This is a genomic window from Nereida sp. MMG025, assembly GCF_021654165.1.
In the GTDB taxonomy this organism is placed as follows: domain Bacteria; phylum Pseudomonadota; class Alphaproteobacteria; order Rhodobacterales; family Rhodobacteraceae; genus Nereida.
This window is the reverse complement of the sequence record NZ_JAKFZN010000001.1, coordinates 181279-204431: the sequence shown is the minus strand read 5'-3', so window position 1 is coordinate 204431 and position 23153 is coordinate 181279. Positions and strand designations below refer to the sequence as shown.

Annotated in this window: 9 protein-coding genes; 6 read left to right on the top strand and 3 right to left on the bottom strand. The window is 56.4% G+C overall.

Annotated features, from left to right (window positions below; all coding sequences use genetic code 11):
* Positions 1-693 (top strand): phosphate regulon transcriptional regulator PhoB, encoded by a 693-nt coding sequence (gene phoB / locus L1065_RS00940; RefSeq protein ID WP_237093572.1) that lies wholly within the window; start codon positions 1-3, stop codon positions 691-693.
* An 81-nt stretch (positions 694-774) separates the two neighbouring features.
* Positions 775-2418 (top strand): ABC transporter permease subunit, encoded by a 1644-nt coding sequence (locus L1065_RS00935; RefSeq protein WP_237093571.1) that lies wholly within the window; start codon positions 775-777, stop codon positions 2416-2418.
* A gap of 54 nt (positions 2419-2472) precedes the next feature.
* Here L1065_RS00935 and L1065_RS00930 read toward each other — a convergent pair whose 3' ends face one another.
* Positions 2473-3498 (bottom strand): extracellular solute-binding protein, encoded by a 1026-nt coding sequence (locus L1065_RS00930; protein WP_237093570.1) that lies wholly within the window; start codon positions 3496-3498, stop codon positions 2473-2475.
* A 381-nt stretch (positions 3499-3879) separates the two neighbouring features.
* Between L1065_RS00930 and L1065_RS00925 the strand changes: the two genes are divergently transcribed.
* The 4 genes from L1065_RS00925 to L1065_RS00910 all read left to right on the top strand — a co-directional run bounded on the left by L1065_RS00925 (position 3880) and on the right by L1065_RS00910 (position 20951).
* Positions 3880-16074 (top strand): DUF11 domain-containing protein, encoded by a 12195-nt coding sequence (locus tag L1065_RS00925; RefSeq protein ID WP_237093569.1) that lies wholly within the window; start codon positions 3880-3882, stop codon positions 16072-16074.
* A 20-nt stretch (positions 16075-16094) separates the two neighbouring features.
* Positions 16095-19517, top strand: coding sequence for a hypothetical protein (locus L1065_RS00920; protein WP_237093568.1), 3423 nt, complete (start codon positions 16095-16097; stop codon positions 19515-19517).
* Between the two features lie 241 nt (positions 19518-19758).
* Complete coding sequence (gene aroQ, locus L1065_RS00915) at positions 19759-20199, top strand: type II 3-dehydroquinate dehydratase (protein ID WP_237093567.1); 441 nt, start codon at positions 19759-19761, stop codon at positions 20197-20199.
* Complete coding sequence (locus L1065_RS00910) at positions 20196-20951, top strand: LuxR family transcriptional regulator (RefSeq protein WP_237093566.1); 756 nt, start codon at positions 20196-20198, stop codon at positions 20949-20951. The genes aroQ and L1065_RS00910 overlap by 4 nt, the downstream gene beginning before the upstream one ends.
* Before the next feature lie 382 nt (positions 20952-21333).
* On the opposite strand, the gene tsf is transcribed toward L1065_RS00910, so the two are convergent.
* Together tsf and rpsB are read right to left on the bottom strand one after the other, a co-directional pair.
* Entirely contained in the window at positions 21334-22212 is an 879-nt protein-coding gene (gene tsf / locus L1065_RS00905) for a translation elongation factor Ts (protein WP_237093565.1), read from the bottom strand.
* A gap of 79 nt (positions 22213-22291) precedes the next feature.
* Positions 22292-23077, bottom strand: a complete 786-nt coding sequence (gene rpsB / locus L1065_RS00900; protein ID WP_237093564.1) for a 30S ribosomal protein S2 — start codon at positions 23075-23077, stop codon at positions 22292-22294.
* Between the last annotated feature and the right edge of the window lie 76 nt (positions 23078-23153).

Below are 23153 nucleotides of genomic sequence, written 5' to 3'. Positions count from 1 at the left end.
ATGGTCACATCGGCAAAACCCTGTGTGCTGGTCGTTGAGGATGAGATGGCCCAACGCGAGGTGTTGATTTACAACCTTGAGGCCGAAGGCTTTGACGTGGCCAGCGCCGATCATGGAGATGATGCGCTTCTTGCGGTCGAAGAATTGTGCCCAGACGTTATTTTGTTGGATTGGATGCTGCCCAAGCTGAGCGGTATCGAGGTGTGCCGCCAGCTCAAATCCCGCAGCGAAACGCGCGATATTCCGATCATCATGCTGTCGGCACGGGCCGAGGACGTCGACAAGGTCCGCGGGTTAGAGACAGGTGCAGATGACTACATGGTCAAACCCTATTCCGTGATCGAGTTGATGGCGCGGGTGCGCACGCAGTTGCGCCGTGTCCGCCCGTCCACGGTTGGGACAAATCTGGAATATCAAGACATCACACTTGATCCCGAAACCCACCGCGTGACGCGCAACGGGAAAGAGATCAAACTGGGCCCAACGGAATTTCGTCTGCTGACAACACTTATGGAAAAACCGGGCCGTGTGTGGTCGCGTGATATGCTTTTGGACCGTGTTTGGGGCCGCGAGGTCTATGTCGATACGCGGACTGTGGATGTGCATGTGGGGCGCTTGCGCAGGTCCTTGTGTCAGCACGGCGGGGATGATCCTGTGCGCACGGTGCGTGGCACGGGCTATGCGCTTGGCTAGCGGCGTGGCTAACTTGACAACTTTGGTCAGAAAAGCGATGCAAGCGGGCAGGGACACTCATCACCAAAAGGCCATCCAACCGTGCCGCGCAGACCGCTCACCACCTCTGAAAAAGGGTTCAGCCTGCTTGCGCTGATCATCGGGCTGATTTGTGCTCTGCCGTATTTCGGGGTGATTTTGGCGGCGACGACGGGATCGTTTGATACGCTTGTGCATTTGGTTGAAACGGTTTTGGGGCGCTATGCGCTTTCGACGCTTTGGTTGGTGGTGCTGGTGTCGATTGGGACGTTTGCAATCGGGACGGGATCTGCCTGGCTTGTCACGATGACAGAATTTCGCGGCCGGCGGTTTTTCGAGATTGCGCTGGTCCTGCCTTTGGCATTTCCCGCCTATGTTCTGGCTTATGCCTATACGCATGTTCTGGACCATCCCGGCATCGTCCAAAGCAGCCTGCGTGCGGTGATGGGATGGGGGCCGCGCGACTATTGGTTTCCTGAAATCCGAAGCCTTGGCGGCGCGGCGATCATGCTGACATTGGTTCTTTACCCGTATGTTTATTTGCTGGCGCGCGCGGCTTTCATTGCCCAGAACGCCACGCCGTTTTTTGCCGCACGCGCGTTGGGGCGCGGACCGATGAATGCGTTTTTCACGGTCTCGTTGCCCATGGCGCGGCCTGCCATTGCATCGGGGGTCTTGTTGGCAGCGATGGAAACCATCGCGGATTTTGGCACGGTGTCCTATTTTGGCGTGCAAACCTTTGCCACGGGCATCTACACAAGCTGGTTTTCGATGGCGGACCGCGGAGCGGCTGCACAGCTTTCGATGGGTTTGCTGGCCTTTGCCTTGCTTTTGGCGGTGCTGGAACGCACCAGCAGGGGTGACGCGAAATACGATGCATCGCGCGGCAGCCGACCGATGGCGCGTATGGTGCTCAGCCGCCGTGCAGGGGCAGGGGCACTGGCTTTGTGTGCCAGTCCCGTGCTGTTGGGGGTTGTAATCCCCGTGCTTGCCCTGTTGACGATGGCGATCGGATCAGAGCAAAACCTGTTCAGCCGCCGCTACATCATGTTCATCACCAATTCGCTGACCCTTGCTGGTGTCGCAGCCTTGGTCACGGTGGGCGCGGCAATCATTCTTGGCACGCTTTACCGCGTGGTGCCGGGGCGTTTGTCAGGGCTGACGCTCTATCTGGGGCGCATCGGCTATGCGGTGCCGGGCGGGGTGATCGCGGTGGGGCTGTTGGTGCCGCTTGCCGCTTTTGACAATGCGTTGGATGCCTTCATGGAAGCGCGCTTTGACATAGATACGGGGCTGTTGATCACAGGATCGATCTGGGCCTTGATCGGGGCTTATATGATCCGGTTTCTGGCTGCGGCCTTGGGGGCGTATGAAGGCGGGATTACGGCGATTAGTGAAAACATCGACGCCGCCAGCCGCGTGTTGGGGCAGGGTGTTTTTGGCACGTTGCGCCGCGTGCATGTGCCGCTGTTGTCCCCAAGCCTTTTGACCGCGATGCTGATTGTCTTTGTGGATGTGATGAAGGAATTGCCCGCCACCTTGATCATGCGCCCGTTCAACTATGACACGTTGGCCGTACAGGCCTATCGCCTTGCCAGTGACGAACGATTGCAGGGGGCGGCTGTGCCATCGCTGGTGATTGCGGGGATCGGGCTGGTGCCTGTGATCTTGCTGTGTCGCCAGTTGGCTGGACGCGGTCGCCCATAAAAAAGGGCGCGACCTACATGAGGTTCGCGCCCTAGTGTATTGGTTATAAGTCTTTTATTCCCAACCGACCTCGTTAAAGATCTGCTGTGCCTGGGGGACGTTTTTGGCAACGGCGGACAGGTCAACCATATCCGCCTGGAACATCCCCAAACGTGCCACAGACGGGCTGAGGCCGACACCTGGAACGGCCGGGTATTCATCGTTGCCTGCCGAAAAATACTCCTGAGCCTGCGCTGTTGTCAGATACTCCATGAATTTGATCGCGTTGTCCTTGTTTGGGGCATGTGCTGCCACACCGCCGCCTGACAGGTTCATATGTGCGCCTTCTGCACCTTGTGCGGGAAAGACCCAACCGATCATGTCAATGCTATCGCTCAGGCCGCTGACATCACGGCGCAGGGCGCGCGCAAAATAGTAGGTGTTGGAGATGCTGATGTCACATTCGCCAGAAACAAGCCCGCGCAGCTGATCGGTATCGCCGCCTTGGGGGGCACGCGCGAAGTTATCGACCACACCTTGCGCCCAGGTTTTGGCGGCCTCCGCACCGTGGTTTTCAATCACGGCGGCCAACAGTGTTTGACTGTAGACGTTTGACGACGAGCGGTGACAGACCATGCCTTTGTATTTCGGATCGGCCAGATCCACATAGCTCATGGGCGGTTCGCTTACATCGGCTTTGTCATAAAAGATGATGCGGGCGCGTTGGGAAAAGCCGAACCATTGATTGTCGCTGTCTTGCAGTTGGGCAGGGACCGCTGCTTCGAGTGTGGCGCTTTCGATAGATTGCAGAACGCCTGCGTTTTTGGCCCGTTCAAGGCGCGAGGTATCGACGGTCAGAAGAATATCGGCAGGAGAGTTTTCGCCTTCGGCCTGCATCCGCGCGATCAGTTCATCTGCCTTGCCTTCGATCCGGTTGATCGTGATGCCTGTCATTTCTTCGAAATCGGAATAGAGCCGTTCATCCGTGTCGTAGTGGCGTGAGGAGTAGAGATTAAGTTCGCCTTCGGCAAAACTTGGCACGCTCGTCAACGCAGTGGTCGTTGCAAGGGCTGCGAGGAAAAGGGGCTTGTTCAAGGACATCATAAGTCTCCGTAAAATTTCTTACCGTTTTTGTCAGATACCATATTTTAGATGGGCTGCAATGCAAAACTTACTTTTTTTGTCAGAAATAATTCTGTGGAGACGAATGACCGTTTAAAAAGCGGATTTCAGTCATATTTGGTGAATTGGCGGCTGCCTGATACGCGCCAATGATGTCTTTGTCTTTGTTATCAAAGGGCTGCGGGGACAGGTTTAACAAGGCGTTTTTTATGCGTTGCTTGCACGACTGGAAGTTGCATTTCATCTCTACTTCTAGGATATTGCACAACATACAGTGGTTTGCTGCACAGCCACGACAAGAAAGAGTATGTGATCTTCGCATGGCGGTGTTCGCCGTGTCACGATCAGGGGGACATCGAGATGATCGAAGCTGTCGCGCGTTTGGCGCGTTTGTGTGTGTTAACGATTTGCACAGTTGTTTTTGGGCTCATCTCGTCCCCTGCGTTTGCGACACAATTTACCATGACGGTGCCTGGTGCGGGCATCCCCGTTCCGAGCCAATACCCCCAAGCTGGTGGTGTGGTGATAGTGATGGTGGGCGTAAACGGTCAAGTCTACTATCAATTTTCCGATCCTGATGGCGCGTTTCGCGGTTACAACAGTAATGGCCAGCCGCCGCAATTCCGCGGCAATCCGTTTACCATCAACGACCCGATCCCGCTGAATTGCGGCATCAGATCATGCACGGATTATTTTGGTGGTGCGATTGCCAATGTCTACATCCGCTTTTCGGCCTATGACGGCGACACGCAGCCCAATGGCTTTGACGAAGATGACATCTCGCTTTTGATCAACGGCTTTAATGTGGGTGGTTGGTCCGGCTTTCAGACCGAAAAAACAAACAACAGCGGCACGGTCAGCCAAGGGTTCCAGACGGGTTTTGGCAATAACTCGTTCAACACAGGCTGGTTCAGCAGCAGCAACCCCGCGCTGATGCAGAACCTTCTGACCACTGGGCAGACCACCACACAAGTGCTGGATGACGATCCAAACGATAACTATTGGGATTTCCGCCGCGGCAATAGTTTGCAATCAGAAGAACTGCGCACCATTGCCCCAGGCTATGAATTCTCCAAAACCGCTGACCGGACAGACTTTTTGAGCGTTGGTGAAACGATCAACTACACATATACGGTGACAAACATCGGATCGGTCGACATCAGCAATGTGTCGGTCTTTGACGACAAGGTGGATGCGCAAGGCGGCACAGTGACCTGCGATACCACCTTCCTGCAGCAGACAACCAATGGCGGCGCTGAGCAGGTCGCAACCTGCACGGCTTCATATGTGGTCACGCAAGAAGATGTCGACGCGGGCGAGGTCACAAACGTGGCGCGCGCAACGGGCACGCCTGCATTCGGGTCATTGGGTGCGGTCGAAAAAGACGTCACCGTGACAGGCCCCGCGTTTGACCCCGATATGGACGTGACCAAAACCGCATCGCCACAGACATTTTCGGCAGTGGGCGAGACAATCACATACACGTTTACGCTGGAAAATACGGGCAACACCACGCTGACAGATGCCCGGATCACGGATGATAAAATCCCGACGCTTTCATGTTCGCAAGCCGCATTGTTGCCTGATGATGTGCTGACGTGCACGGGCACCTACCAGGTGACCCAAGACGATGTGGACGCGTTCGCGCTGAGCGGCACGGCATTGACCAACACAGCCGAGGCAACGGCCAAAGACCGCGGCGGTGACGCGTTGGACCGCAGCGTTCAGGAAACGATTACCGGACCAGCCGCTGCGCCTGATTTGGTGGTGGCGAAATCGGCGCTGCAACAGAATTATGACAGTGTGGGCGATGTCATCCAGTTTCGCATTGAAGTGACTAATACGGGCAATGTCACTTGGCCCGCGCCACCTGCGATTACGGATGCGCTGATCACCGATGCCGGCGGCAGCGTCAGTTGCCCTGCAGGGGCGGTGGCGCCCAATACGTCTGTGACTTGCACGGCGGATTACACAGTTGATCTGCCCGATCTGAACGCAGGCGCTGTCTTGAACGAGGCCACGGCGACCATCACCGTTGGCGGGCAAACAGCGACGGGTGACGCGGATGTGACCGTGCCCGCCGTCAAGACAACAGGGTTGGAGATCGTCAAGCAGTTGAACAGCGCCAGCCTGACCGAGTTTTCGGCGGTGGGCGACATTCTGAAATATGACTACGTTCTGACCAATACAGGCAACGTCACGCTCAGCACAGCTGCGGTGAATGATGATAAGGTTGCGGTGACTTGCCCCGCAACGGATATTCTACCAGGCGATAGCCTGACGTGTACCTCTGCCGATTATGTGGTGGCACAGCCTGATCTGGATGCGGGATTGGTGACCAATACGGCGTCAGCCAGTGCCAATGATCCCCAAGGGGTAGGTGTTGACAGTGACACAGTTGATCTGACCGTGAACGCCAACCAGATGCCAAGCCTTGGCTTGGTTAAATCCGCCCCTGTGGTGCCAGCGGTTGATTTCGAAGCAGGGCTGGAGGTGACCTATACATTCACGGTGACCAACGACGGTAACGTGACCATCACGGATCCAATAACTGTTTCGGATGACAAGTTTGCCACGGCCATTCCATGTGGCACGGATCCACTGGGTGTGGGCGAGAGCCGTGTTTGCCAAGGCATATATACCGTCACCGCTGCGGATGAGGACTTTGGGTTTGTCACCAACACCGCCACCGCGAGCGATGGGACAACCGTGTCCAACGAAGATACGGCCACCATTCCGCAAGCAGGCACGGACGCTATTGAGCTGACCAAAACGCCTGACCTGTCATCGGTCAGCGCGCTGACAGATGTGATCACCTATACTTTCCGCGTGACCAATGTGGGCGACCGCAGCATTGGCACCGAGCGCACAATCACCATTGATGATCCCAAGATCGCCAATGTGGCCTGTGTGCAAACAGACCGTATTTATCCCGTCTCAGACGGGCGGACACCAACATTTATCGAATGTACGGGCAACTATTCCCCGACACAGGCCGAGCTGGATGCAGGCGTGGTGGACAATACCGCAACGGCCAGTTTTTCCCGTGTGAATGGTGGAAACCCCTTTACGGTGACATCGCCTGAGGCAAGCGCATCGGTGCCCGTAGATATTACACCTGCGTTCAGCTTGGACAAACAGGCCCCGGCCGATTTTGGCGGCGTAGGTTCGACAGTTCTTTATACGTTCGATCTGACCAACGACACGGCGCAAACCATCGCTGCTGCAAACATCACCGACCCGAAAATTCCCAATCTGGCGTGTAGCTTTACAGATATCGCACCCTTCGCGACCGAGACCTGCACAGGTGAATATACCGTCACACAGGCCGATGTGGACGCAGGCAGTCTGTCGAACACGGCCACGGCGACAGGCACCAGTGCGACAGGCGCGGTGATCCCGCCATCCACAGACACAGAGACAATTTCGATCGATCCCGCCGCAGCCGTTAAATCCATGAGCCTGTCGAAAACATCTGATGTGCAGACGTTTTCAGCCGTGGGCGATATCATCAACTACACCTTTGCGGTGGCCAATACAGGCACGCAAACCCTGACAGGGATCGAGGTTACCGATACCGATCTTGGTTTCACCTGTTCTATCCCGACGCTTGCGCCACAGACGGTTGATGACACGACCTGTCGCGCGTCTTACACGATCCAGCAAAAAGACCTTGATGCGGGTGAGTATTTCAATGACGCGACAGCAACTGCACCAGACACCCCAGATGCAGACAGCAGCAATACGGTTGATGCGATTGATCTGGAGCCTGCGCTGGTTATCACAAAGACGCCCAACCAGACCGCAAATGTGGCTGTAGGGGACACCATCACCTATACCTATATCGTTGAAAACACAGGCAATGTGACATTGGCCCCCGTCACGTTGGACGATCAACACAGCAGTGCATCAGGCACCGCCGCTTTGACGCTGTCGAATGGTGGCACAGTCGCCTCGCTGGCCCCTGACGAGACTGCCAGCTTCACCGCCACCTACGTGGTGGGGCAGAACGATATTGATGCAGGCGACGCGCTGACCAACACTGTCACGGCCACGGCGGTTCCGCCCGCAGCCCTGGGCCTGCCGGACGTTGAAGAGACAGCAGATGCGACGGTCAGTTTGGAAACGCCTGCGGCTGCAATGTCTGTGGCCAAGACCCAAGCTGCGCCCGCGACGGGTGCGTTCGGTGTCGTTGGCAGCACGGTGAGCTATAATTTCGCAATCACCAATGACGGCAATGTCACGTTGAGCAACGTGGCGCTGACTGACGATTTGGTGAATTTCTCGTGTAGCGTGGCGCCTATTGCACCGCTTACGACGGTAACAAACTGTGCCAATGGTGATCCGTTGACGGTTTCGCGCGTGGTCACGCAGGCCGATGTGGACGCGGGCTTTATCACCAATACCGTGGATGTTGCAGCCACTGCACCAAATGGCGACCCGGTCGATGCGACGGATGAATTGACGCTGTCTGGCCCCGTGCAAGCGCCAAGCATCGATATGGTGAAAACAGCAACCTCTGGCGCGGATTTCACAGCCGTCGGGGATGAAATTGAATATCTTTATACCATCGAGAACACAGGCAATATCACCCTGACGGGAAACTTTTCCGTTGACGATGATAAGGTCGCGGTGACCTGTGACGCGACACCTGTTGGCGGTGTGGCGCCAACGCAAACACTGGCCTGTTCTGCGACCTATGAGGTGACGCAGGACGATCTGGACCGTGGGTTCGTAACCAACCTTGCCACCGCCAGCATCCAGCAGGCCGTCATTCCTGAAAACCTGAACGATCCGTCTGTTCAGCTGGTCGAAAGCCCTGAACGGTCCGAAACGGTGAATGCGGCCCAAGGTCCAAGCCTTGCGATTGATAAGGTGGTCAAGCCAAACACGCCCGCGACCTATGCGGCGCCGGGCGATACCGTTACGTTTGTCTATACGGTGACAAACGATGGTAACGTGACCCTGACCGACCCAATCACGATCAGCGATGACAAGATTGCAGGGGGCGTGGCGCAGCCTTGTTCGAATGTTGATCTGGCACCCGGTGACAGCCTGTCTTGCGAGTTGGTGTGGACCGCGCAGCAAATCGACATCGACAGCGACCCGGCCGAGGTAACAAATACCGCATCCCCCGTCACCACGTTCAACGGCACCCCCGTTCCTGCGGGCAGCGACACAGCGACCGTTCGTGCCGTTTTGACCCCAGAACTCAGCGTCGAAAAGCGCTTTGATGAATTGGAAGACGGATTGTTCCAAGCGGGCAAGACGGTCAGCTATATCTTTGAGGTTGAAAACACAGGCAACACCACAATCACCACGCAGCCTGTGATCAACGACACCATTATCACAACACCCATTGCCTTGGTCGGCACATTCCCTGCGGGCGGTTTGGCCCCTGGTGGCACATTGACCTATGAAGGTGACTATGTGCTGACGCTGGATGACATCCGTCTTGGCAGCGTGACCAATACGGCCACGGCCAGCACGCCTGAAATCACCTCGCCGCCCTCAAGCGTGACAACGCCGACAGATGTGGTGGAACCTGCGCTTAGCCTTTTGAAAGAAGCTGATGTCGCCAGCTTTGATGCAGTCGGGCAGATCATCACCTACACCTACACGGTGACCAACAATTCGACAGGTGCGACACGACCCGCCTTTGCCAATGCGATCACGGTGACCGATGATAAAATCACTGGCCCCATTACGTGTGATCCGACAGCTGATGGCCAGTTGGTCGTCGGCGAGAGCACCACCTGTACGGCGCCCTATACGGTGACCCAAGAGGATCTGGATGCGGTGGCCAGCGGTGTCCCCACAGGTTTTGTGACCAACACAGCCACCGCCGAGACCCTGTTTAACACGACAACCGTGTTGTCGAACGCGGCCACGGTGACTGTGCCAAGCGTGCCGCAAAACATACTGACGATGGCAAAGGCCGTTGTGGCGGGACCAAGCCCTGCTGCGGTTGACGATGTGCTGACCTTTGGCATCACAACCACCAATGACGGAAATCAGACGCTTTCGGGTGTGCTGGTTTCTGACCCGCTTATCCCTGCGTTGACCTGTTATCTGGGCGCCGATGCAACAGGTGCGCCAGCGCCTGCCAATGTCGTGCTTGCACCGGGTGATCAGCTTTATTGCGAAGGGGATTACACGGTTACGCAAGCCAATATCGATGACCAGCTTTTGGAAAACCAGGCCACTGCCACAGGCTCGACCCCGCAAGGGACGCCTGTTGAAGGGCAGGGCGGCACAACCCACCTTGTCGATGATCCACGCCCCTTGGTTGAGGTGGAAAAAGCCTTGTCCGAAGGGGAGCCTGCAACGGCCTTTTCCGCGGTGGGCGAAGAAATCGAATATACTGTGACCGTACGCAACAGCGGTAATGTCACATTGCTGTCCACAGTCGTAACGGATGATCTGGTCCCTGGCGAAAGCTGCACAGTGGGCCCATTGGCACCGGGCGAAGAAGATGACAGCTGCGTGTTTGTCTATACTGTCACCCAAAATGACATCGATGCGGGCGAAATCATCAACCTTGCGCGCGCGGCATCGGTGCCTGCCAATGACCCGACCGATGAGGTCACGGGGCAAGACAGTCTGACAGGCAACGGCCCGCCGCCTGAGCCTGCGTTCAGCCTGACAAAAGACGCCGATCTGCAGGTGTTTGACGCCGCGGATACATTGATCACCTATACCTACCGTGTGTCCAATACAGGCAACATCACGCTGCGTGCACCTGTGACGGTCGCGGATGACAAAATCCCGAATGTCACCTGTCAGGCGTTTCCGCCCCAAGGGTTGCTGCCGCTGGAAAGCATCACCTGCACGGCGCAGTATCGCACGACCCAAGACGATGTGGATGACGGTGGCATTACCAATGTCGCCAGCGTCTCCAGCCTTGAAGTGCCGTTTGATCCGACCAATCCTGACCGCGCAGAGGCGACAGAGACGGTTCCATCCGATCGCACCGCAGCCTTTACGATTGAAAAGACAGCTGACCGGACCGCCGATGTCGCCGCAGGGGAAACGATCACCTACAGCTATCTGGTCAGAAATACAGGCAATGTGACGTTGGATGACATCCAGCTTAGCGACAGCCATACAAGTGCGGCTGGCACAAATGCCCTCAGCCTGAGCAGCGGTGGTCTGATCGCGACGCTTGCGCCAGATGCAACCGCGACCCTGACCGCGACCTATGTGGTGACGCAAGAGGATATCGACGCAGGCATTGCGCTGACCAATACGGTCACAGGCACAGCCGTGCCGCCAACCGATGTGACACCCCCAGATGCCACAGATGATCTGAGCGTTGATCTGGAAGCGGCCGACCCATCGCTGGAGGTTCTTAAAACGATCACATCAACGACCAGCCTTGAAGAAGGGGGTGTGGTCACATTTGAGATCACGGTCGAGAACACAGGGAATGTGACGCTTGATAACGTCGCGCTGACAGATACGCTGCGCGATGCCAATGGAACCGAGATTACGCCAGCGCCAACGCCTGTGTTGGCCAGTGGCGACGGTGTTGAATTGGATGTCGATGAAGTCTGGACCTACTCCGCGACCTATACGTTGACACAAAGCGATATCGATGCCGGGGGCATCTCAAACTCGGTTCTTGTTGAAGCCACCGATCCAACTGGCACACCGACGCAAGATACGTCGGACAATGGCGTGCCATCCGATGGCGATGATACACCGACCTTCCTGTCAATTCCGGCCAATCCAGCGCTTGACGTGCAAAAAACAATTACCAGCACAACAACGTCTGTCGGTGAAACAGTCACCTTTGCGATCACAATCGAAAACACAGGGAATGTGACTCTCAATTCAGTTGCAGTGGCCTCTGATACGCTGACACGTGCGGACGGCGCGGCTTTGACGCTGACCACTGGCCCTGATTGGCAAAGCGCTGATCTGGGCTCTGGCGAAGGCACGCTTGAGGTCGGTGAAACTGCGACCTACGTCGCCAGCTACGTGTTGGAACAGTCCGACCTTGATGCAGGCGGGATCGTGAATGTGGCGGTGGGCCAGGGCGCGCCCCCAAGTGGTCCGCCCGTGACCGACACCAGTGACAATGGCACGCCGACAGATGGGTCTGACGATCCGACCGTCCTGACAATTGACCCCGAACCACAGATCACACTTGCCAAAGAATACATTGGCGCCGATGCGACATTTGACGCTGTTGGCGATGTGCTGGACTACCGTTTTGTAGTGACGAATGTGGGTAACATCACCCTGACCGACCCCATCCTGATTGTGGACCAGACAATCACCGATGCGGGCGGGACCATTACCTGCCCAGAGGTTTCACCAACAGCGCCATTCGCCCCTGAAGATACACGCGTGTGTACAGCCAGCTATACCGTGACCCAAGATAATCTGGACGCAGGCGAAGTGCTGAACGACGCAACAGCCACGGTTGGCGATGCCCCGCCTGTTGATGACAGCGTGACGACACCGGCCAATCAACTGCCTGAAATGGCGTTGGAAAAGGTTGCGGACTCAGTTGATCCGGCAACGGAATTCTTTGTGGGTGCCATCATCGGATATACCTACACCGTGACCAACACGGGCAATATCACGCTCGAAAACCCGATCACGATCAACGACAACCTGATCCCCGCAAGCAATATTGCCTGCGATCCGTTCCCCACGGAGGGTATTGCACCGGGTGGCACATATGAATGTCGCGGGACGTATGAAGTTACCGCTGGTGATGTGGATTTCACATCTGTGACAAACTCGGCCACCGCAACAGATGGCGAGGTGACCAGCCCGCTGGTGACAGAAACCATTCCCAACAACGCAGAGCCCGCGTTGGATACGGTCAAATCCACCTTGCGCGTGACGGATGCGGGTGGCGCTGATCGTGCGTCTGGCACATTTGAAGCGGTTGGTGACCTGATTTACTACCAATTCGAGGTCATTAACTCGGGCACGTTGCCGTTTGTGAATGATGTTGTGATCGACGATGCCCGTTTGGGCGGCCCACTTGTGTGCTTCACCCCAACGGGCAGTGATCCTGATTTCCGTCCCGGTGAAACAGCGATATGCGAAACGGACGCCAGCTTGGCCTACGCGGTCACGCAAGCTGATCTGGATGCAGGCGAGGTGTTCAACCAGGCCCTTGCCAGCACAACAGTCGCAGGGCTGACGGCGCCCGTGATTTCCGCGCCAGCCGACAACACAACAAACGCGGCTACAGACCCCGAATTGGCATTTAGCAAAACCGTAACCCCCGCAAGCTATAGCGTTGTCGGTGATGTTCTGACCTTCGAATTGATCGCCGAGAATGTGGGCAACCAGACGTTGACAGGCGTGCGTGTGACAGACGACATGTTCCCTGATCTGGTCTGCCTAGCGGATACGCTTGCGCCGACAGAAACCCTGACGTGTCAGGCCACGCTGACGGTGACGCAAGACATGATCGATGGCGGCGAAGTTGCCAATATCGCAAGCGTGACAGGTGTCAGCCCGAATGGAACAGGGCTTGATCCTGTCGTTGACGACGCGACGGCCACAGGTCCCAACTCGGAGCCGCTCAGCATGGCGCTGGTCAAATCCGCAAACCCGACACCGTTTGGCCCCGTGGGCAGCAGTGTGACCTACCGCTTTGCGGTTGAAAATACATCGAAGTTTACGCTGTTCGATGCGACCGTCACCGATCCGCTGATCCCTGATCTGGCCTGTGTGATCCCGCAGATTGCACCTTTGAGCACAGATACCTCCTGTGTGGGCGCGTACGCCGTGACCCAACAGAACGTCGACGATGGATTTATCGAAAACTTTGCATCTGTCACGGCGCGTGATTTGAACGGCAATCGCACCGCGCAGGCAGATGCTACCTTGGTCACGGAAGGACCAGACCGCGTGCCAGCACTTGAAGTGACCAAGCTTGCGGATGTCACATCCACTGCGGTCAATGAGATTATCACATATACTTTGCTGGTCGAAAATACTGGCAATGTATCATTGCGCGATCTGGTGATTGACGATGACATGACCCGCATCGGCACGGGCGCGCCAACCTTCCTGACCACACCCTTTGCCAAAGGGGCAGGGGACATCAATGGCGATGACATTCTGGATGTGGGCGAGACATGGAGCTACAGCGCCACCTATCGCATCACGCAATCCGATCTGAATGCAGGTGGTGTGTCCAACACCGCCAGCGTGACAGGCTCTGGCCCCGATGGCACGGGCGACGCGTCTGATGTGTCTGACAACGGCAATGATGGTGACGGCAATACCGATGACGACCCCACAGTGGTCGAAATCACACGCGCCCCTGCGCTGAATGTCGTGAAAACTTTGGTCACAGGCGGCACCCAGGCCGGCGAAACGGTGGTCTTTGAGGTCGTGGTGCGCAATGTCGGCAACGTCGATATCAGCGATCTGGCCGTATCCGACACGCTGACCCGCAACGATGGAACCGATCTTGGCACGCTGGCATTGACGCCGGTTGGTGCTGTGCCTGCTCCACTGTCACCGACCGAATTTGCGACCTACCGTGCAGAATATACCCTGCTGCCCGAAGATATTGATGCAGGCGGGATTTCCAATGTGGCGAGCGCCACAGGGACGGGCCCATCGGGTGACACGGTCACGGATGTGTCTGACAATGGCAATGACGGGGATGGCAATACCCGAGACGATCCCACAGTGTTGGAGATCGCCCCAGAGCCGGGTCTGATCGTAACAAAAACCAGCCCGAACCAATCGGTTGTGCCAACCCAAGCGGGTGACATCGTCACCTTTACCATCACCGCCGAGAATACGGGCAATGTCACGCTGCTTGCCCCTGTTCTTAGCGATACGCTGACACGCGCCGATGGCACGGCACTCACACCAACGACGATCACGCCAGAAATTGCGGCGGACATCCCGTTTGAAGGGTCTGTCACCTACACCGTTACCTACGCGCTGACCCAAGCGGATTTCGACGCTGGCGGCATTGAAAACACGGCATCTGTCACGGCGACATCGCCGATCGGCCAACCCGTAACAGATGTATCCGATGACGGCGACCAGACCGATGGCAACGATGCCGATGACCCCACGGTCATTGCAATTCCTGCCAATACCACAATGTCGGTCGCCAAATCCGCGACTGTGCCCACCCGTGTTTCAGGCACCGTATTTGAGGTTGTCTTTACGCTGGATGTCGAAAACCTTGGCAATGTGACCCAAAGCGATATTGAGCTACGCGACGATCTGACCGCATTTGTCGCGCCCGCCAGCTTGGTTGATGTGGCGACGCCTGTTGTAACGGGCTTTGAAACGGCTGCTCCAAATACGGGTTACAACGGAACGTCCAAGACAAACACGCTTGCGAATGGTGCCACGATCCTGCCCGGTCAAACAGGGCAGTTGGTTCTGACCGTTCAATACGACATTGCCGCGGGCAACCCTGCGGGCACAAACACCGTAACCTTGGCCACGGATCGGTTGCCCAACGTGCTGTCGGACAGCGTGACGGTGCAGTCAAGCGAACAAGACCCCGACATCCTTGCCTCCAAAACGGCGACAACGGCAGGTGTGGTGCAGCGCGGCTCTGTTGTGAGTTACGAGATCACATTTGAAAACCGCAACACCACTGCAGAAAGCGGCCTGACATTCGTGGATCAACTGCCCGTTGGCATGATCTATGTTGATGGCTCTGCCACCTTTGACGGTGGGGATACACCCGCCCCATTGGTCGAAGGGCGCACGCTGCGCTGGAGTGACCTGCGCCTTGAGCCGGGCCAGACTGTCACCATCGGCCTGTCTGCGCGACTGGTGGACGGCGCTGGCAGCTTCACCAACCAAGCCTATGTGCTGAATGCATCGGGCGAACGGGTATCGAACACGGCAACTGCGACAGTAGAGGTTGCACCCGAGCCCATTTTTGATTGTTCGGATGTGATCGGCAAAGTCTTTGATGATCGCGACGGTGATGGCTACCAAGACCCGCCTGCAAGCCTGAGAGGGATTTCCGACCAAGACCTGTTCAGTGACAAATTGGGCAAACTGGCGCCTGCCGAAATCATCGAACAGGGCGGTGAACCCGGTCTGGCGGGCGTCAAACTTGTGACACCGCGCGGCGATATCATCACCACGGATGAATTCGGACGCTTTAGCGTGCCGTGTGCGGCGCTGCCTGCGTCGATCGGCTCTAACTTTGTGCTGAAGCTGGACGAACGCAGCCTGCCAACGGGGTATCGCACCACAACGGAAAACCCCCGCGTCATGCGCCTGACAGCAGGTAAAATGGCCGAGATGAACTTTGGCGCCAGCATCGCGAATGCTGTCGAAATTGACCTGACCGCAAGTGCCTTTGCCAATGGCGCACCGTCCGCGGCCTTGGTGTCGGGACTTCGTGGATTGGTTGGCCAGATTGCCAAAGACCCGTCCGCCATCAAGCTGCGCTACTACCGTGGAAGCGAAAGCGCACAAGACGCGCGCGCACGGCTGATGGCCGTGGAAAAACTGATCCGAGATGAATGGCGCGGGCGTGGAACGTATAAATTGAGCATCGAGCGCACAGTGCGCAGATTGCAGTAGAGGTGTTTGCAATGGGTATCATGACACAGACGAAGGCACGCAAAACATCCACGTTGTCTTTGCGTGCGGCTTTGCTCACCTCGTGTTTGCTGGCATCGGGCGGCGCGTTTGCGCAGGATGCAGGCGAAGGCTTTTTGATCCGAGTGAATGGTGCGCCTGTGGGCGGCGATCCCCGCATCGAACGCCAAGCCAAACGCGCGGATGTGCAACTGGCCAAGGCGGACGTGCGTATCCAATACGACGGGTTGGACGTAACACCGCGACTGGATATCGAAGCTGTCGGCAATGAAACGGGCTTTCGGGCAGGGCAGACCGTTACACTGCAATCGGCGTTGAACTACCCCGGCTTTGTGCGGCGCGGCGAGGTGCGTATCCTTGATTTGAACGCACGTGGTGGTCCCAAGCTTTTGGCACGCTCCGACATCGCACCCAATGGTCAGATCAGCCTGACCATGCCCGAAGGAAATAACATCGCCGTGGTGCACCGTGTTTACGACGACCGCGGCCGCTATGACGAAACGGCCCCCCTCGTTTTGAGCCGTGGCGACGCGCGCAATCTGGCGGACGGGGTTGAAGACGGCAATGACAGCGCTGTGCGGCGGGGGATCCCTGTTTATGGCGGGGCAGTCACGATTTCGGGCAATTCGGTGCCGCAGGGCGCACGCGTGCAAACCTTGGGCGAAAACGTGCGGCCCGATCCGTCTGGCAAATTTGTGCTGCAACGCATCCTGCCACCGGGCCAGCATGCCGTTGATGTTGGTGTCACAGGCGCTGGCCAGAACATCGACATCGTGCGCGAGGTCGATGTGCCGGCCGCGGATTGGTTTTATGTCGGACAAGCCGAAGTCACACTGGGCTGGCGCGACAGCGATCTGGACGGCGAGGATACCTACACCACTGGCCGCATCGCAGGTTACATCAAAGGCCGCCGCGCCAATGGTGTGGAAATCACAGGGCAGGTCGATACGGGCGAGGGCGATCTGAGCGATATTTTCCGCGACCTTGACGAGCGCGATCCACGGTCCGTTTTGCTGCGTGTTGACCCAGATGATCTCTACCCGACCTATGGCGACGACAGCACCATCGTCGATGACACACCCACCAGCGGCAAGCTCTATGTGCGCATCGAAAAAGAAAACAACTATGTGGTTTGGGGCGATTGGCGCGCTGGTTTGGGCGGCGAAGGATATTTGCGCAATGACCGCACCCTTTACGGATTGCGCACACATCTCGAAACAGGCGAGGTCACATCCAAGGGCGAAGCGCGGTTCAGCTTTGATGCCTACGCCGCACAGCCCGAACGGGTGCCGGTGCGCGATGTGTTTCGCGGCACAGGTGGCTCGGTCTATTTCCTGCGCCGTCAGGACATCGGGATCGCCAGTGAGACCATATCTATTCAGGTGCGCGATGCCTCAACGGGGCGTGTCATAGAAACGCGCAGGCTTGTCGCGGGGCGCGACTATGACATCAACTACATCCAAGGTATCGTTACCCTTGCGCGTCCGCTGCAAAGCGGGACAGGCAGCAACGGCTTGGTGCAAACCGAAATCAACGGTGCGGCCGATGTGAACCTTGTGGTGCAATATGAATATACGCCAACAGGCACCGACATCGACGACTTTGCCTATGGCTTGCGCGGGGAAGGGTGGCTGACCGACCGCTTGCGCTTTGGCGCGACCTATATGACCGAAGAACGTGACGCAGGCGACCAATCGGCTTACGGCGTTGATCTGCTCTATCACGTGAACGACGAGACCTTTTTGCGCCTTGAATACGCCGAAAGCGATGGCCCCGGCTTTTCCAGCAATGTGTCCACAGATGGCGGCTTTGCGTTTTCCGAAATTGCGGCTGTCGCAGGATCGGGAGAGGCCGTATCTGTCGAAGGACGCGCAGCCCTACGCGATCTTGGGTGGGACCGTGACGGATCGATCCGCGCTTATTTTGAAGAACGCACGGCTGGTTTTTCAACCCAGGACTACACAACCAGCAGCGACGAAACCTTGTATGGATTGGCCTTTGACGTGCAGGTGTCGGACCGCACGCGTCTGTCGTTTTATTACGATGACTATGAAAACGATGCAGGCGAAATTGACCGCGAAGGCGGCGCCGAAGTCGAGTATCAAGTCTCGGACACCGTGGCATTGGGCTTTGGTGTCGAAAGCCTTGAACGTCGCGGCGGATCAGACGACGGGCGGCGCACCGATGCGGCGCTGCGCCTGACGATGACACCCAATGACGAGCTGACGTATTATGCCTTTGCACAAACGACCTTGGACCATTCGGGCAACTTGCCAGAGAACGACCGCTACGGCATCGGCGGGCAATACACTTGGGACACAGGCTGGTCGCTTGAAGGCGAAATCTCTGACGGTGATCTGGGCGCAGGGGCCCGGATTCTGGTCCGCAACGAAAAAGAAAACGGCGACAGCGTTTATTTCGGCTACGAGCTGGACCAATCGCGCGAAATTGCAGGCCTGAGCCAAAGCGAAACAGGTCGCGATCAGGGCCGCTATATCGTGGGCGGTGAACGCAAGATCAGCGAAAAAGTGTCGATGTTTGGTGAAAACACCTACGACACATTTGGCCGCTACAAATCGCTAAGTTCCGCATATGGTGTGACCTATGATCCAACCACATATGTCAGCTATTTGACGGCGTTTGAATACGGCACGGTGCGCGATGATATCAATGGTGATTTTGATCGCCGTGCGGTGTCGTTCGGCGTGCGGTATGAAGATATCGCGCTGACAGCCTCTGCGCGGTTGGAATACCGCACGGAAGACCGCGTCTCAACGACATCACCGCTGGATAGTAAAACACTTCTGGTCGCTGGCACCGCCAGTTATAAAATCGATGATGACCAGCGCCTTGTGTTCAAATTCCTTGGCTCGGACACCAACAGTGACGGCGGGATTGTGGAAGAGGGCGATTTGCTCGACCTATCCTTGGGGTATGCCTATCGGCCTGTGGCCAATGAACGCCTGAACCTGCTGCTGCAATATCGCTATCTCGATGACAGCTACGGTCAGCAACTTGATAACGATGATGACCGCGGCCCGATCCAGAAAAGCCATGTGTTCAGCATTGATGCCGACTATGACCTGACCGAGCGTTGGACCGTTGGTGGCAAACTGGGCATGCGTTTGTCGGAAAGTGGTCCAGCAGATGGATCGACGCCGATGGTGGACAACGATGCCATTCTTGCGGTTCTGAACGCGCGCTATCATTTGCCGTTTGAATGGGACATGTTGTTTGAGTTACGCTCGCTCGAGCTGGACCAAGCTGGCACAACGGAAATCGGCGCACTTGGTGCTGTGTACAAACACGTCGGTCAAAATGTGAAACTGGGTGTCGGCTATAATTTTGGCACGTTCAGCGATGATCTGACCGATCTGACCTATGATGACAAAGGGGCGTTTATCAACATCATCGCCAAGTTCTGAACCGTACAGCGCCTAAATATCAGGATCTTTATTGATCAATATTTTACATAATACTGATTACACGAACAACGCATAGCGGAAGCTGAATGGAGCCTAGAGTTGGCTAAAATGTTAAGTATCAGAATGTTACGCGGCATTTCTAATGTAATACCATCAGCCGCATACCCTTCCAATCATAATTGGTCGTTGTCAGCGCACCCATTGCAGGTCTAAGCATTGTAAAACTGACTAAGGTATTGAAATGACGCCGATCCTGATCCTCAACGGCCCGAACCTGAATATGCTCGGTACACGTGAGCCTGAAGTCTACGGTGCAACGACCCTGCCCCAGATTGAGGACCGCTGCGTCGCATTTGGCAAATCGCTTGGGCTGGACGTGACATGTGCGCAAAGCAATTCTGAAGGCGCGTTGGTCGATATGGTGCAAGCCGCCAAAGGCACGCACGCTCTGATCATCCTGAACGCTGGCGCATATACCCACACCTCCGTTGCTCTACGTGATGCTGTATCAGCAGCCGCCGTGCCGATGATCGAGCTGCATTTGTCGAACGTGCATGCGCGCGAAGCGTTTCGTCATCATTCCTATCTCAGTGATGTAGCACTTGGGGTCATCTGCGGCTTTGGCGCCAAGGGATATGACCTTGCGCTTGAAGCCGCAGCCAATCATCTGGCCGCCCCATGATTGATCGCGGCTTTCTCGAAGACGTCACACGCGCACAGGCCATGGAAGAAGTCTGGGCGTTGCTGACATCGAAGATGGCCGAATATGGTTTTGACCGGCTGCTTTACGGCTATACCAACTTCATGACGCAAAATTCCTTCGGTTCACCCGAGGATCTGTTGATCTTGTCAAACCATCCCTCAAACTATTCGGACACGTTTATAAACGACCGCCATTATTATCACGCACCAATGGTGAAATGGGCACTGGAAAACGACGGCAGCTGTAGTTGGTCGTGGCTGGAAGAAATGGCGCGCACCGACGGGCTGACCGCAAAAGAACAAGAGGTCGTTCAATTCAACCGCTCGATGGGCGTGACCTGCGGCTATTCGATCAGCTTCAAGGCGGTATCAGCACGCTCTAAAGGTGCCATCGCTCTGACAGGTGCCGAAGGGCTGTCGCAGGCCCATCTGGATGACGTCTGGGGCGACCATGGGCGCGATATCACCGTGATGGCCAATGTGGCACACCTCAAGATCATCTCGCTGCCCTATCTGGCCCCTGCCCGCAGCCTGACCAAGCGCCAACGTGAAACGCTTGAATGGGTGGGTGACGGCAAAACCACGGCAGACATCGCCACGATCATGGGGCTGACGCCCGCAACGGTTGAAAAACATCTACGTTTGGCGCGCGAGTGTCTGGATGTTGAGACCACAGCACAAGCAGTGTTGAAAGCCAGTGTCCAGAACCAGATTTACGTGCTGGATATATGATTTACGGGGAATACCGCGACCCGTTTCCCCTTGTTTTTAGGAATTGGTAAGGAAATCCCTACTTTCGTTACCCTGCGTAAAGGTGCACCTTAAACGTGTTCCGTGAGTGGAGGCTAAGCCTTTGGGACGCTGAGGGGGTAACTTTTGAAATTACAAAACCCTGCCCCTTCTTCTAAACCATTGTAATCGTTTATTTTGGCGAGGGCGGTTTAGGTCCTGGTCACCTCCCTTTATCTCCCTGGTTAATGGGGGCTGATCAATCTTGGGTGTCGTCCTGCGTGTTTGGGGCGGCACCTTCCTTCGTTTATCCAAAGCGGATAAAAAACGCCCCTGTCAGATGTGACAGAGGCGTTCTTGCATACTTGTAACCTGATGGGGTGGCTTAGGCGCCCGACGCTGTTTTGGCCACTTCCGCTGCGAAATCTTCGACTTTCTTTTCGATACCTTCGCCAACTTCAAGACGCACGAAACCTTTGATGTCAGCACCGGCTTCTTTGGCAGCGTCCCCCACCGTCAGGTCAGGGTTCACAACAAAAGACTGGTTCAGCAATGTGACTTCCGACATGTATTTCTTCATGCGGCCCACGATCATCTTTTCGATAACCTGCTCAGGCTTGCCGCTTTCACGGGCAATATCCATCTGAACCTGCTTTTCTTTTTCAACAACAGCCGGGTCTAGATCATCTTCCGACAGCGCAGCGGGGTTGATCGCCGCAATATGCATTGCAACCTGCTTGAGGAAGGCTGCGTCGCCACCGTTGGCTGCAACCAGCACGCCAATTTTGCCCATGCCATCCGCCGCAGCGTTGTGCACATAGGAAACAACGTTTTCGCCTTCGATTGCCGACATACGGCGCACCGACATGTTCTCACCGATGGTTGCGATCGCGTCTGTCACGGTCTGTTCAACCGATTTGCCACCCATATCGGCCGCTTTCAACGCGTGCACGTCCGACACGCCAAGAGCGGCTGTGGCGATGCCACCGACCATGGCTTGGAAGTCCGCGTTTTTACCAACAAAGTCGGTTTCCGAGTTCACTTCGACGGCAACGCCTTTGGAACCGTCAACCGCAACAGCCACCAGACCTTCGGCCGCTGTGCGTCCCGATTTCTTGGCCGCTTTTGCAAGGCCCTTGGTGCGCAGCCAGTCAATCGCCGCTTCCATGTCGCCATTGTTTTCAGTGAGCGCTTTTTTAGCGTCCATCATACCTGCGCCTGATGTTTCGCGCAGCTCTTTTACCATTGCAGCAGTAATCGCCATGGGAGGGTCTCCTCATATCTCAAAAAGGGGGAATTGCGGGACCCCTGCCCCGCAATTTATTTAAAGTGTGAAAAGGCGATCAGCCTTCTGCAGGTGCTTGCTCAGCAGGTGCTTCTTCAGCAACAGCTTCTTCGGCAGGGGCTTCAACCATTTCACCCAGATCGATACCAGCCGCACCCATTTGCGCAGTCATACCTTCAAGGGCGGCACGGGCGGCCAGATCACAGTAAAGCGCGATGGCGCGTGCTGCGTCGTCGTTACCCGGGATGATGAAATCAACGCCATCGGGCGAACAGTTGCTGTCCACAACGCCTACAACGGGAATGCCCAGTTTCTTAGCTTCTGCGATGGCCAGATCTTCTTTGCGCACGTCGATGACGAACAGCAGATCAGGAACGCCACCCATTTCACGGATACCACCAAGCGAGGCTTGCAGTTTGGCCTGCTCACGCTCCATGCCCAGACGCTCTTTCTTGGTCAGGCCAGCGAAACCGTTTTCGGATGCTTCGTCGATATGCTTCAGACGCTGGATCGACTTTGACACCGTCTGCCAGTTGGTCAGCGTGCCACCAAGCCAGCGGTGGTTCATGTAATACTGCGCGGATTTCTCGGCCGCTTCAGCGATTGGCTTTTGCGCCTGACGCTTTGTACCGACGAACAGAACACGGCCGCCTTTTGCGACAGTTTCCTGAACGGCTTTCAGGGCTGCGTCCAGCATGGGCACAGTCTGTGTCAGGTCCATAATGTGGATGCCATTGCGCGAGCCGTAGATGAACTCTTGCATACGCGGGTTCCAGCGTTGTGTCTGGTGCCCAAAGTGAACGCCTGCTTCCAAGAGCTGGCGCATGGTGAAATCAACGGCCATGTCCGTATCCTTTCCGGTTTAAGCCTCAGCGGGGGTAGAAACGGATGTTTCAACCGGCGGACGATTGGGGATGTCT

What these genes read in the sequence shown, in the direction of transcription:
- L1065_RS00920 (WP_237093568.1), top strand. Translation starts at nt 16,095, where the DNA reads ATGACACAGACGAAGGCACGCAAAACATCCACGTTGTCTTTGCGTGCG.
- L1065_RS00930 (WP_237093570.1), bottom strand. Translation starts at nt 3,498, where the DNA reads ATGTCCTTGAACAAGCCCCTTTTCCTCGCAGCCCTTGCAACGACCACT.
- phoB (WP_237093572.1), top strand. Translation starts at nt 1, where the DNA reads ATGGTCACATCGGCAAAACCCTGTGTGCTGGTCGTTGAGGATGAGATG.
- rpsB (WP_237093564.1), bottom strand. Translation starts at nt 23,077, where the DNA reads ATGGCCGTTGATTTCACCATGCGCCAGCTCTTGGAAGCAGGCGTTCAC.
- L1065_RS00910 (WP_237093566.1), top strand. Translation starts at nt 20,196, where the DNA reads ATGATTGATCGCGGCTTTCTCGAAGACGTCACACGCGCACAGGCCATG.
- L1065_RS00925 (WP_237093569.1), top strand. Translation starts at nt 3,880, where the DNA reads ATGATCGAAGCTGTCGCGCGTTTGGCGCGTTTGTGTGTGTTAACGATT.
- aroQ (WP_237093567.1), top strand. Translation starts at nt 19,759, where the DNA reads ATGACGCCGATCCTGATCCTCAACGGCCCGAACCTGAATATGCTCGGT.
- tsf (WP_237093565.1), bottom strand. Translation starts at nt 22,212, where the DNA reads ATGGCGATTACTGCTGCAATGGTAAAAGAGCTGCGCGAAACATCAGGC.